This is a genomic window from Dysgonomonas sp. Marseille-P4361 (genome assembly GCF_900343125.1).
Taxonomy (GTDB): domain Bacteria; phylum Bacteroidota; class Bacteroidia; order Bacteroidales; family Dysgonomonadaceae; genus Dysgonomonas.
Genome location: NZ_OPYL01000001.1, coordinates 360,270 through 373,598 on the forward strand (window position 1 = coordinate 360,270; position 13,329 = coordinate 373,598).

14 protein-coding genes are annotated in these 13,329 nt (G+C 39.5%); 4 read left to right on the top strand and 10 right to left on the bottom strand.

Annotated features, from left to right (window positions below; genetic code table 11):
- Positions 1–30 precede the first annotated feature (30 nt).
- The 4 genes from DHU68_RS01500 to DHU68_RS14110 form a co-directional block, all read right to left on the bottom strand.
- Positions 31–1,293 carry a relaxase/mobilization nuclease domain-containing protein gene (locus tag DHU68_RS01500; RefSeq protein ID WP_108821199.1) on the bottom strand — a complete coding sequence of 421 codons (1,263 nt, stop codon included), beginning with the start codon at positions 1,291–1,293 and terminating at the stop codon, positions 31–33.
- Positions 1,283–1,657 (bottom strand): plasmid mobilization relaxosome protein MobC, encoded by a 375-nt coding sequence (gene mobC / locus DHU68_RS01505; RefSeq protein WP_185117484.1) that lies wholly within the window; start codon positions 1,655–1,657, stop codon positions 1,283–1,285. Before mobC ends, DHU68_RS01500 begins: the two co-directional genes overlap by 11 nt.
- Before the next feature lie 303 nt (positions 1,658–1,960).
- Positions 1,961–2,482, bottom strand: coding sequence for a DUF3408 domain-containing protein (locus DHU68_RS01510; RefSeq protein WP_108821200.1), 522 nt, complete (start codon positions 2,480–2,482; stop codon positions 1,961–1,963).
- 235 nt (positions 2,483–2,717) lie between these two features.
- Entirely contained in the window at positions 2,718–2,888 is a 171-nt protein-coding gene (locus DHU68_RS14110; protein WP_160111039.1) for a hypothetical protein, read from the bottom strand.
- A 189-nt stretch (positions 2,889–3,077) separates the two neighbouring features.
- On the opposite strand from DHU68_RS14110, the gene DHU68_RS01515 reads away from it, so the two are divergent.
- From DHU68_RS01515 to DHU68_RS01525, 4 genes are read left to right on the top strand one after another with little or no spacing between them, the layout of a single operon-like run.
- Positions 3,078–3,389 carry a helix-turn-helix domain-containing protein gene (locus DHU68_RS01515; protein WP_108821201.1) on the top strand — a complete coding sequence of 104 codons (312 nt, stop codon included), beginning with the start codon at positions 3,078–3,080 and terminating at the stop codon, positions 3,387–3,389.
- Positions 3,386–3,496, top strand: a complete 111-nt coding sequence (locus DHU68_RS14305) for a DUF3876 domain-containing protein (protein ID WP_255412401.1) — start codon at positions 3,386–3,388, stop codon at positions 3,494–3,496. The genes DHU68_RS01515 and DHU68_RS14305 overlap by 4 nt, the downstream gene beginning before the upstream one ends.
- Positions 3,471–3,686 (top strand): hypothetical protein, encoded by a 216-nt coding sequence (locus DHU68_RS01520; RefSeq protein ID WP_255412402.1) that lies wholly within the window; start codon positions 3,471–3,473, stop codon positions 3,684–3,686. The genes DHU68_RS14305 and DHU68_RS01520 overlap by 26 nt, the downstream gene beginning before the upstream one ends.
- Before the next feature lie 46 nt (positions 3,687–3,732).
- Positions 3,733–4,032 (top strand): helix-turn-helix domain-containing protein, encoded by a 300-nt coding sequence (locus DHU68_RS01525; RefSeq protein WP_108821202.1) that lies wholly within the window; start codon positions 3,733–3,735, stop codon positions 4,030–4,032.
- A gap of 267 nt (positions 4,033–4,299) precedes the next feature.
- Here DHU68_RS01525 and DHU68_RS01530 read toward each other — a convergent pair whose 3' ends face one another.
- The 6 genes from DHU68_RS01530 to DHU68_RS01555 form a co-directional block, all read right to left on the bottom strand.
- On the bottom strand, positions 4,300–4,659 hold the full coding sequence (locus DHU68_RS01530; protein WP_108821626.1) for a protein-tyrosine kinase: 360 nt from the start codon (positions 4,657–4,659) through the stop codon (positions 4,300–4,302).
- A gap of 4 nt (positions 4,660–4,663) precedes the next feature.
- Positions 4,664–5,956: a site-specific integrase gene (locus tag DHU68_RS01535; protein ID WP_108821203.1), complete on the bottom strand. Its 1,293-nt coding sequence runs from the start codon at positions 5,954–5,956 to the stop codon at positions 4,664–4,666.
- Between the two features lie 14 nt (positions 5,957–5,970).
- Complete coding sequence (locus DHU68_RS01540) at positions 5,971–7,206, bottom strand: site-specific integrase (RefSeq protein WP_108821204.1); 1,236 nt, start codon at positions 7,204–7,206, stop codon at positions 5,971–5,973.
- Between the two features lie 754 nt (positions 7,207–7,960).
- Positions 7,961–10,804, bottom strand: coding sequence for a glycoside hydrolase (locus DHU68_RS01545; protein ID WP_108821205.1), 2,844 nt, complete (start codon positions 10,802–10,804; stop codon positions 7,961–7,963).
- Positions 10,805–10,892: 88 nt separating this feature from the next.
- Positions 10,893–12,182, bottom strand: coding sequence for a beta-galactosidase (locus DHU68_RS01550; protein ID WP_108821206.1), 1,290 nt, complete (start codon positions 12,180–12,182; stop codon positions 10,893–10,895).
- Between the two features lie 23 nt (positions 12,183–12,205).
- Positions 12,206–13,324: a glycoside hydrolase family 26 protein gene (locus tag DHU68_RS01555; RefSeq protein WP_108821207.1), complete on the bottom strand. Its 1,119-nt coding sequence runs from the start codon at positions 13,322–13,324 to the stop codon at positions 12,206–12,208.
- Positions 13,325–13,329: the final 5 nt, after the last annotated feature.

The following is a 13,329-nucleotide window of genomic DNA, read 5'->3' on the forward strand; positions in this document are numbered from 1 at the left end:
CCAAAACACGTACTTTAAGCATGGCATTGTTTACCTCTTCCTCTCTCTCTTCTTCTGCTGAACGACAGGTCGTTTTGGCTTTTGCTCTTCTTTTGTAGCTTTCGGTAACCGTGGGTCGCTCCACGATTCTTTATAATCGGAATCAGATTTATTCTCTTTCCATAAGTAAGGATTAGCATAACTTCCCATACCCCACCATTTCACTTTAGCCTTAGTGATATACCCATTTTCTATAAGTATCTTATCCCGAATACGCATTTCGTATCTACCGTATTTGACAAATCCATCGGGATTCTTGTCGCTGAATAAGGCTTTCTTCTTTTCATCATCCAAGAAAACATAAGAAGAAAACTTGCCACTTCCATCGTTGCGGTTCATATTTTCAAGATAAACATCCCCACCTTCTTTTAATGTTTGCCATTGCTCAGGCATCAATTCAACACCTCCTATGGACGGAAGTTTCGGCTCGCTTTGGTTTTTTTGTTTGGCTTTAGCCTCGGCTTCCTGTTTTGCTTTTTGCTCTGCTTGTTGCCGTAGATATACTTCCTCTATTCGCTTGTTTTCTTCCAAAAGGTTCTTTTGGAACTCCTTTTTCAGATTCCCGAAGCTATATTTTCTGTCCACCTCAGAGCCTTTGAAAGCAATATTCTCATATTTGAATGATACACCCTGAATCTCATTTGAGCCTCGCTTAAACTTATAATCAATCTCGATTCCGTACTTTTCAAGAGCAAATCTCAGGTCGGTAGGGTTCTTGCAATCCGGCAGAACAGATTTAATCGCATCATGGATGTAATATTTCGCCTTATCAGGATTCTTCAATTTCTCCCGCTTGACTTTCTCTTTATCCTTGCCATAAGTGAGCTTATATTTGTCTTTTAGCTTCTTACAAACCTTGATATTTCGTTTGTAATCGTGGTTCACAGAGATAAGTTTAAGGTCGTTATTGATTCGGTTATAGACAATATGCAAGTGTGGATTCTCCGTGTTATGGTGTCGAACAATGATATATTGGGTGTTGCCAATACCCATTTCCTGCATATATTCTTTGGCTAACTGCACCATAAAATCATCGGTCATTCTATGCTTATCTTCTGGAGAAAAGGCAATAGGGATATGCCCGACAGGCTGTTTGACTTCCTTCCTGCCAGAACGCTGCATGGCGAAACTGCGGATAATATCTTCTTTCGCCTCTGCCCAAACGCCTTCGGCTTCAAGCAAAGTTGCCCCTTCGTGCATCACATAGGATACACAGCCCTTGAATGATTTCCCCTTGATATTTTTAGCGATCATGGAACAGGCTTTTGATTTTGTCAATAATTTCGATGAGAACTTCTGTTACCATATATAATCCTCTTTGATGGGCAAGCTTTGTAATCTGATTCAGGTTATTCGCTATACCTGAAAGTTTACGCATCAGGTCAAGCTCCTCTATCGTAAAACGGGATTTTACTCTTCCTTTGAGAGCCATTTCCCGTGCATATTGTGTCGCTTTCATTCCCAGTTTCTCGGCTTTCTCTTTCAATAAAGCATAATCATCCTCGGTCAATTTCAGGTTAATTGACCGGGTTAGCTTGGTCTCCTCTTTTAGAGGACGACCGGATTTTGCTTTATGTTCTTCCTTATTTTCGATAATATTTTGATTGAAAATATTCATTTAAGCCGAAGCGAAAGCGACCATCGGGAGATTGAGCGAAGGCGTTCACACAACAGACTGCTGGAGTGACCATCGGGAGCGGATCAGTCGGTTGTGAAGTGACCTTACTGGTTGCAACCATCGGGCGCATTAGGTATGGTCACTGCCCCGCAGGGCAAGGTATGCACAGGAGTAACAAGAAAGAGCCGCAGGCGAATTTCGGGTTACCCGTGCGATTACCTTGCTACCGAACATTCCATGTTCCGTTAGAGAAGTAAGCCATAAACGATACAGGCTTACTCTTCAAATGGTAGAAGCCAACTATTAAAGCTTCTTCCATCCCTCGACATCATCCTGATATGTCGCTAAATGGTGGCGGGCAAGATTCTCAATAAAGCCCGACACGCTCCGCCCTCTACCACCCAAGCGGTGGACTATCTCATCTATCCTGTCCCGAACTTCACGGCTGATAAAGACAGGCTTGCGGTCTTCAAGTTTGGGAACAGTTAGAAATGTTTGCCGATACTCTTCAAGCGATTCTTTTCGCTGCTTAGTGGTACTGCGTTTGGATATTACCGTTGGGATAGGCGGTTGTTCCACTTCGGTTGATACTCCTGCTTCGGTTTGCAAACTATCCATAGTATCGTCCGCTTCGTTCGGTTGGATAGTTTCACCGGTGCCGATACCGTTACCGGCAACTTCTCTTTCAACCGCCTTTTGAAATACTTCCTCCAATTCCTTATTGGTTGGTTTTACAAATCCATCTTTCTCTTCTCCCGAAGTTGGCAACCAACCATCTGGAATCTGTACTTTGCCTTTACGGCTTTCTGTTTGCTTACTACTCATACCATACTGTGTTTAGAAAATTATTACTATGGCTTCCCATGCTATGGAAAACCGATTATCGACAGCAAATAAACGACTATTAATCAGCAGGCTGAACAGAATGGGTTTATATGAAATAATCCGCAATAACTTTCTACCTTGCTTACCCTGCAATCGGTTCAGACTGCACCGATTTTCCGATTTGATTGTGGTGTACCAATAATGCACTCTGATTTTTGAAAGTGGATTATATGAATTATAGAAACTTTGAAGCCACTCCCAGCCACAAGTACGCATATGGTTTCCGAGCCATTGGGATATGAATTTTTCTGTTTTTCTTCGTATTGGACGAACGCAATTTTACAGGACTTCGACGCCACTCTATGCCAAATCGGTGCCACATGCTGCCACCTGATTGAAAAGCCATTGAATAGCGGACAATTCTGCTTTACTTCGTTGGCGAAACGGTGAAGGCAGCACCACCGAAAGAGACGACACGGTAGAAAAATACTGTATCCGGTTGCATACGAAACGGAATTCTTTCAGGCGCTAAACAGACACTGTAATTTTGAGCAAGAACAAAGAAAATTTGAATTATATATTAAATAACAAGACTATGCAAATCATTAATGTTGATGCGGAAACATTCGAGGCGATGCTCTCGAAATTCGAAGATTTTGCAAGCCGGATAGAGAAACTCTCCCGCTTGCATGGAGATAAGGATATGAAAGAGTGGTTGGATAATCAGGACGTATGTCAGCTCCTGAATATCTCGAAGCGGACATTGCAAACACTTCGGGACAATGGAACGCTGGCGTACACCCAAATCAGCCATAAGACCTATTATAAACCGGAGGACATTCTTCGAATTGTTCCGATAGTGGAAGAAAAACGGAAGCAAGCAAAGTATAAAGGGAAACAACTATGAGACCGGAAGAAGAATATCAATCAGGCTTCAATCACCTGTTCTCTTGGCAAGGCGGTTGGGAAAGCATAAACGGTAATCCCGATGTGTATATTTTTTCGGGATTATGACAGTAACTACTATCTGCTTACCTATAGCTATGACAGGGATTACGGGCGTGGCGACTTCTCTTGCCATAAGATAGAGTCGGACGAAAACGGTTGTTATGTCTGTATGGGTACGAAACACTATCTTTTAACGGAAGAAAAATATCCATACGGATTATGTATCGGCGACTGGGGTAGCTATATGAAAAATTAGAATGAGATGAAAATCAAGTTTAACATAAAAAGAAAGGAGTAACATCATGAGCAATCAGTTAATTACAAGAGAGAGCAACGAGAGAGTCAAGGGATTTTTTCTTACGCTCGAACGGATATCTGTCGCAGTAGAGAAATTATTCTCCTCCCGCAAACCAACCCTGAACGGCGACAGCTTCTATACGGATGAAGAACTATCCGAGAAATTGAAGTTGAGCAGAAGGAGTTTGCAGGATTATCGGAACGAGGGACGAATCCCTTACATCAAGCTGGGGGGGAAAATCCTCTATCGCTGTTCGGATATTGAGAAATTGTTGGAAGATGGGTATCGGGAGAAGTTGGGGTAGTCGCTCCACATAAGGAAAGTACGAATAATTTTTCCTTTTTCGACTGATAAACACCTCTTAATGGAAGGAGAATAAATAAGACAAGGCTATTTTGATAAATACTCTTTTTCGTCCGGCGAAAAAGGAAGATTTGGCAAAATACCCGTAGGGTTTAGCCTTGTCGTTTTATTTCCTTCTTTTTTCTTTGTGTTCAGATGAGAAGGGACTATAAAAAAACGGCAGGCTTTAATGTAGATAACCTGCCGTCCTCGTTTGAAAAAAATCTGTTCAATTCAATATTGAATTTTGAATGTTCCTTATCAGTATTTCAGGAATTTCCGGTTTAGATAACTTCTTAAACAGATACTTCCGAAAAGTTTCCGCATTCCTCGATTGAATCCGAAACGAAAGAGCGATAATCATTTCCAAGCTATATTCTTCAACGCTATTGCCATTCTTATAATAATAGATTCGGCAAACCTTGCTTTCATCCAATACTCCGGTTTTCAGTATTGCCCGAACATTTGCACTTATTTTGCTTACAAAGCATCCGAACAAATCGGTAAGCTGGTGCTGTGTCATCCAGATTTCAGTGGACTGAGGAATCTGTACAAAACCATTCTCTATTTTAATCATACTGTTTCCCATATCTTTATTTGCTTTTGTCGTTATTATCAGGTAATTTATATTTCTGACCAATGCGATCGCTAAGTTTCTTCATATCCTCATTGATTTTTTGCCGTGTAAGTTTGGCATAAATCTGGGTGGTGCGGAAACATTTGTGTCCCATCATCTGACTGACCGTTTCTAACGGAACTCCCTTGGACAGAGTGATTAGGGTCGCAAAATTATGGCGACTTTGATGGTAGGTAATTCGTTTCTCTATGCCGCATAATTTGGCAACCTTATTCAGATTGACAGCCACACGAGGGAGCGTTACCATATTGAATAACTTGTCTCCTTTTCGTTCCGGTTTATACTTCTCAATGATTTGTAAAGGGATGTCCAATAAGGGAATATCACACCGGACACCGGTTTTTTGCCTGTTGATGCGAATCCAAAAGCTGCCGTTCTTCCCTTTATGAATATTCTCCTCCGAGAGATTACACATATCCGCATACGACAAGCCGGTAAACGTAGCGAAGATGAACATATCTCGTGAATGACATAAGCGTTTGGATACAACCGGAATATTCATGAATTTTTCCAATTCATCCTGTGTCATGTGCCTGCGTTTACGGGGAGGCTGTTCAGGGATATAGGCGGCAAAAGGATTCTTGTGCAATGTCCCCTGACTGATCGCCCGCCGAATCATCTTCCGAAGAATTATCGTATAGCCGGAAACCGTATGAGCGGTGAATCCCTGCTCAATACGCAAAAATGAATCGAACTTTTCGATAAATGATAGTTCTAACTGCCGTAATGGAATATCTTCTATACCGTAATGAACTTGCAAGAAACGCTCTGTCTGCTTATATACAGAGATATAATTCCGAAGGGATTCACCGGAACGGGTAACACCAACTTGCTTGGCATACTCCTCATTATGCTCCCAAAAGAGTTCCAACAGGTTCTCCTTTTTTCTCCCGATACCGCTCACGGCATTTTTTACAAGCTCTGCCGTAATATATCCCTGCTCGTCCAGTATCTGCTTATAATACCGGTCAATCCTTTCCCTCAACTGCTTAATCTGATGATTCACTTCGATAGCATGACGGCTTTTACCTGTCATACAATATGCCTTCGCATCCCATAATGACGGGTCTATGTCTACCCCTGCTGAGAATTGAGCAATTTCAGCGTTGATAGATACTCTTCCCATCAATGGACACATACCGTTTTTCTTTATCTTCTGTCGGTTGATGTAAAACAGAACAGCGAAAGTACTATAAGCGGTATTGGATTGATTGCTCTTATTCTTGTTTCTATTATTGTTGCTCTTCATGTTATCCTCCTCCCTTATGACGGTACATTGCTATTCGCCAAATGAAACTTGCCGGACAATCGTTTGTTCAGAAGTTTCATATCTTCGTCGATTTTCTCATTGTTTACCTGAGCATAGATACGGGTGGCTCTCCAATCGGTATGTCCGAGCAATTCGCCTACCGTTTCCAGTGGAACTCCCTGAGAGAGAGTCACTACGCTGGCATAGCAATGTCTCGCCATATGAAAGGTAATTCGCTTATTTATAGAGCATTCACTGGCGATTCGTTTCAGGTAGATATTGGTCTTACTGCAACTAATCATGGGGAATAGTTTGCCATCCTTCGCTAATCTCCTATATTTTTCGATTAGCTGTATCGGAATTTCCAATAGTGGAATATGGCAAGGCGCACCGGTCTTCTTTCTTCTGAGATGCACCCACCGGATACCATCTTCAGCTGTAGATAGATTTTTCTCGGTCAGGTTACGCATATCACTGAACGCAATGCCGGTAAACGAAGAAAACAAAAACATATCTCGGATGAAATTCAAATTCTGGCGGGATAGCTTCACTTTTATCAGCGTTTGCAGTTCCGCTGCAGTCAGGGATTTGGGAACAATAGGCTGTGTAATATACTCATAGCCAAGAAACGGGTCATTGCGGAGTAGTCCGTTGTTGATAGCTATTTTTATGATTCTGCGTAACTGGCAAATTGTATTCACAATTGTTTGGGGAGCGAAGCGGAGTTCCACACGCAAGTAATAATCATAATCGGCAACAAACGATGGGGTCAATGCCTGAAATGACATATCGCTTACATTATATTTCTTTCGCATGAAGCGTTTCAGGTGATTAAGAGAGATGCCATAACGTTTGTAGGTTTCCATGCACCGATTAACACCGACATTTTTCAGGAAAGACTGATTGTGTGCTTCGTAGTATTTGACAAGAGTGTCCTGCTCGGATGCAATACCTTGAAACGCATTCTTCACCTCTCCGGCGGATACGTTTTCTTTTTTCACCGACAAATCCCTGTAAGCGGAATGGATGGCGACACAGATTTTGTTCAGGGAGGCGTTAATGGAGAGGGCGGTCTTGCTCTTGCCGGTAGCTCTGCCCGACTTGGTATCCCAAAGGGATACAGGAATACTCACTTTGGCACTGAACTGTACCATTGATTTTCCAATGCGAATACGTCCCAGAACGGGAACTGTTCCGTCCGCTTTCTCCTCATTTCGCTTGAGGTAGAAATTTACTTTTACTTCTGTCATAATTAACTCTTTTACAGGTTACAAAATTAACTGTTATAGAGCTAATCAATGTTACGCAAGAAATTGTGATTCAGTGAATAAAAAACCGGATTCAGACTTGTTTCCCACACAACAGAAGAACAAGACCCAATATGGACAAAAATCCTTCTTCTTTCATGGGAAAATCCGTTGTTTGAATAGTTACTGCAATACAAAAACAGGTAACGCATTCGTAACGGAAAGTCTTCCGAAATACACAATATTTTGCTTTTTTACTGCTTGCAGCGGAGAGAAGATTAATGAAGTTCGCACCAATGGGTCAGCCATTTACGCCATTTTACCCGTTCTTGCTTTTTAGGTGCATAGTTTAGAAACGAGCGAACTTCTAAGTTTTACTTTATTCTGCACAACATACAAAGAGCAACTTTTCTACAAACAAAGATATAAAATTTGCCCTATCAACATAAATAACAGATGCTTTATTTCTCGTTTTTCACTTTAGTGAATATAGAAAGCCTAATAAATACCATGTATGATAAAATCTTTTTGCCTTAGGATACTCTTACTCCATTGAAACGTCAAGAATTAATTTGATTAAAAAGGAAGGAATATAGTATTCTACTTCTTGTTGCAGAAATATTTATCTCATTTACAGTATGGAAATTCAAATGACTATGAGACAGAATCAAACTCCCTATTAAGGTGTCTTTCTAAACTTAAAAAGAGAAAGAGCAACCTCCTTAGAGATTACTCAAATTATTTTACAACACTAACCCTATTGATAAGTAGTAATATTCTTTACTCCAATAATTTTTCTATCCTCTATTGTTGAGCTAAATAATTGTTTCAGTTTCTCTTCAGAAATAGATGTTTTGGGTTCAAATTTAGACGAGCTCATGTAAGATAGCATTGCATACTTAAGCTGCCTTCCTTCGGGCTTGTCTTGGATCTTCTCCAGATTACATGTGTTCACCAACAACTTTCCGTTTCCTACCTTTACTTCAAAAATCAGTCCTAGCTTGTGATTTCGCTCTATATTATCTATAATCTGAACAATAGGTTGAAAATCTTTAGCTGTATGATTCAATATAAAAGGATGTGCATTTCTAAGAATAGACCACCATTGCCAATTTGTGTGGAATTCTGTCGGAAAATTCTCAAATAATGGATGTGCTTCCTCTGTTAATAAAGAGAGTGTACCTGGAGATACATCTCGTTTTAGATACTCTGATATATTTTTGAACATTGCATAGTTCCAATAATCGGGAGTAAATAGACCTCCTACAGATAGAGAGGCTATATCTTCTGCATTTGGAGTCAACAATACACTCTTCCCCCTTTGCAACGCTCTTATAGCTTCAGTCAACGATGTTGTTTCTGCAATATCAGAAGACTTTATTCCAGCCAATTTTCTAGGATACACCCATAAATTATAGCTATTTACTTGCTCTCCTATCTGCAATGATAGTTTAAGCTGTGTAGCCTTTTCTATATCTTTTAATTTTACTTGTATTTTTCCTATTTCTGAAACTGCACCTTGTGGTACATTTACAGTATAAGTTCCTTTTTGTATCAGATGATTATCTGACAGAGTGATTAAAGACCATGATAGCTTCTCTTTTTCTATAGATCCAGATGAATAATTAAACAATTTAAGATCAGCTGTAAATACCTCGTCATTATTCCATGTGAATTTTTGAAAAAGAGCAAGGGGCACTATTTCTGAACAAAAACCGCGAAATTCTTCTGCAGTTATACCTCCTTTATTATCCATAAAAGTGTCCAGAATACCGACATAGGCGCTTCCTTGTCCTGGATAATCTTGCAAATCCAGAACTTGAAAACCTCCAAGCCCTGCTGTTCTTAAACACACCTCAATATCTTCCTTGTAGCAAATAGCTGCGAAACGAGAAGTTGCCTTATGAAAGTCTTCTGCTTGATGAGACAATCCGTTTTCAGCCAATCTCTTTCTAAACACTTCCAAATTGTAAGGGTAGAGTACACCCTCATACTTTGAGATTTGATTATAATCAGGATAACTTTGAAACTGTCCATTTTCGTGACTTATTACAGGAATACTACAATCTGAGATTGCCTCTGCAAAGCTTTTATAGGTATTAGGATAAGTTCCATTCATATATCCTCCATCTTTAGCGTCAGCGAAAGAGAATGTAGAACGGGTATGTTTGCTGTAATCAGCAGAGCCAACTTGCCCTCCTACTCTACAAGTAACAAAGAAATCTTCTTCTTTCTGCTGTCCCGCAGTTCCCAAAAAATTATTTGCTCCAAAAGAATACAGAGGTCTGTTATCTAAAGTTCTAAACACAGAAACCATCTCTTTCATACAATCTACATCTCCTCCCAATTCATTTCCAAGAGCCATCATTACAAAAGATGGGTTATCAGCATATGCTTCTAAGATATGCACTCCTTCATTGATTAAGAAGTGATTAAGCTCTTTGTCCCCTTTCTCCAAAGCACCCCAATATGGCAATTCTGTCTGCATGTATATACCAACCTCATTTGCCGCCTCAAATGCAGCTTTGGGAGGAGTCCATGAATGGAAACGGTAATGATTGATCCCATATTGTTTCGAAATTCGAAATTGACGTATCCACTCATCTTTCTCCATAGGAGGATAGCCTGTTAAAGGGAATACACAACCATCGTGTTTACCTCTCAAGAAAGTTTTCAATGAGTTAATCGTAAACTGAGTGCCTTTAGTCGCAAATTCTCTTACACCAAAATCCAGTGTTAAGAAATCCTCTGCTTTGTTCTCTGCTATTAACGAAAAGTTAACCTTATACAAGGCTGGATCGAATTCACTCCAAAGAACTTTCTCCTTGCCAAGAGATATATTGAATTTATACAGGCTATCCCCTTTCGCCAGATCCAACTTTATTTCTTGCTCGGGTAAAGTTATTTTTTTGTCTGTATTCCAAGTATAACCCTTAATTTTAAGTACAGCTGTTAAGTTTTGGGCTGAATATATTTGAGCCTCTACAGGAATAAGATTTGATTGTGTATTAGAATATACTTTTACCGATTCGAGCAATATTTCATCATATCCTTCAAGTCCGAATTTACCAATTACACCATTCCAGTTTGTTTGAGTTGCATTTGTCCAAGCATGAGAGCCTTTTATCCCATCAGGGACGGATGATTCGCTATTATCTATTTCTATACAGATAGTATGTTTCCCTTCTATTAACTTACCTATATTATAAATCTGTGGCGAAAGGATGAGCGAAGAACTTCCGATACTATCCCCATCAATCCAGACTGTAGATGGTTTGGTTCGCTCCATAATTAGTCTCCAATGTTTATGTGCAGATGCTACCGGAACTTCTATCTCACGAACATATTTCATCCTTCCTTCATAAGGATATAGCCTTGTTAACTGACCTGTATTTAAAGTATCTGTATTACGAGGAACGAGCTTACTTTCATCTACTGTCCCAGGCAAATTTATCTCACCAATATTAGTCTCCCATATTCCGCCCAACGGAATAAATTCTCTTTCCTTAAACTTCTGATTTTCGGTTTTTGAACATGAAGAGAAAAACAGATAAATAAATATGGAGAAGAACAAAATTAAAGATTTGTTATTATTCGTCATTCCTATTGTTTATTAAAGATTATAAGAAGCGAGTAACCATCTATTTCATATGGTAATAGATGGTTATTCATTTTAGGATTAATATTTTTTATTTGATCTGACTTGCAAATTGTTTAATAACTCCAATTGTACTATCAGTATCAAAGACAGAGTTCAACCCTTGTTCTTCTTGTGCCGGGTCGCCTACGTAATCATCCCATGGTTTCCAAAACTCATGGGATGGGCGTCCCAATCCTCCCCATGCCCAGAAGTTACATCCGGCTAATACTCCTTCCGATTGAAAGGCTGAAACTACCTGTTCGAATACATTTGCGTAGTATCGATCACGCGCTGTCACCGGATCATCAAGGGTATACTTATGATTGTCTCTGGGGAAACCAAATTCTTCCATTACTATTGGTTTTTTCAGTTTTTGTGCCATTTGTATATGCTTCTGCATGTATTCATTTGTTTTTTCTATAGCTACATCTACCGATTGCGGAATCTGGCTGATATCTATCCAACTCCAGTTTTTAGGCCATACATGCATAGTCAGATAATCAACATTCTTATCTGCATGTATTTCTTCGAATAGATTCATATCCATTTCGCAACCCCAAGAGCCTTCAGAACCTATCGATATTAAATGATTCTGATCCAATGATCTCATTAATGCAGTCGTATTTTTAAGCCATTTAGCCATCAATGGTTTAGCCTCGTCACTGAAGGCACGCGGTTCGTTACCTACTTGCCAAGACATAATTGCCGGATCTTCCGTATATTTCTTGCCTGTATAACGATTAATTCGAGTCATTACATGCTTTACGTGGTTGAAGAACAGCTCATGACAAGCATCGCATGCAGCATATTTAGCTACATGTTCAACAAAAACAGGCCAATCGTGTACTCCTTTGGGAGGAACATCTCCCTCACCTGCCCAACTCAGATATTGTCCATAACCTCCACTCCATTCCCAGCTATTATTGAGGAATAGTACTGCATGCATCTCTCTTTTTCCTAATTCTACCATAAGGTAGTCTAAGCCTTCAAAAATAGTATCATTATATACCCCCGGAGCAAGCTGAAGGCTAGGTCTTATCTTCACCTCCTGTCCCGAAGGACCATCTGCCCCTACCAGAACTCTAAGGTTAGTAATACCATTTGCTTTCATGAAATCAAGTTCTTTTCCCAATCTTTCTCTGTTTCCTCCCTGACCTGTTGAGCCTAGAATCGCTCCATACCAATAGTTAGTCCCGATGAAATAGTAAGGTTTATCTCCTTTAAAAAAGCGACCTTTTTCTTGCGTAATAAATTCTGAGACTACTCCATCTTGTTGTTGATTTTTTGCACAACACATAAATAGGATTCCAATTGTAAGTAATATTGCTAATTTCTTCATAGTTATAAATCTCTTATTTACCATCACTTTATATCCTGATTCATTAGTATATTATCTTTTTCTACAAACTTGATAAGATCATCAGCGGCAGGATGTCCCTTGAATGGTATATAGTAGTGATTAGGTTTATCCGCTTCCCAAGCATTCCTCCAGAAAAGAATCCAGCTAATATTATATTTACTGATAATAGGATGTACAACTTCAGTAAAATAAGCCGTATTAGGAATAGATTCCATTCCTGTTTCTCCTACGATAGCTATCTTGTTTGTTTTATTTGCATGATCAGTTACAACTTTGATATTAAAATCCATATCTTTCTTGTAGTTTACCAATGCTTCAGGTTCATTACTTGTATAACAATCAAAACCTAAGATATCGACATATTCGTCACCTGGATAGCGTTCAAAAAACTCTTCTTCAGTTTTTACTGTTGCTGTGGAATAAGCATAGATAAGATTATGAACCGATTTTTTATCTCTAAAATATTCTACAGTCATCACCCATAGTTTTTTATATTCTTCGGGAGTACATTGTCTGTTACCCCACCAGAACCAGCCACCAGTATGTTCGTGATACATTCTGAACACAATAGAAATCAAATGTCCATTATCATCTTTCAGACTAAGGAAAAAATCTCCTAGGCGATCCATCCATTTCAAGTATTGAGTATGATGCACGCCATTAGGCAGAACAGATCGAACAACTGTATCTTGTTCGCAGTCCCATGAAGTATTTCCGGTTGCTATATTATCGACATGCCAGCTAGCAGTGGTAATACCTCCTCTTCTATTAGTTTCTATTATATAGTTTCGCATATCTGAGAAATAGACAGAATCCAGATTATATTCCACTCCCAGTTCTATATGTCCTAACTCCCATCCAATAATAGCCGGGTAATCTCCAGTAACGTCTTTCACATCGCTTCTTCCTGGCTCTTTGTACCAATCGTGTCCATAAGCCAAAGCGTCCTGATGAGCCAGCATTATACCCTTTTCTCTCAAATTGAAGAATTTATTATAAAGCTCTTGCGTTTCTTTAGTTGCATTTTTATCTATAGGTTGCATAATAGGCTTTGTTGTTTTATTGTCACATGCAGTGAGACACACTACAATGGCAAAGAATAGTAAGCATATATTTTTCATATGAT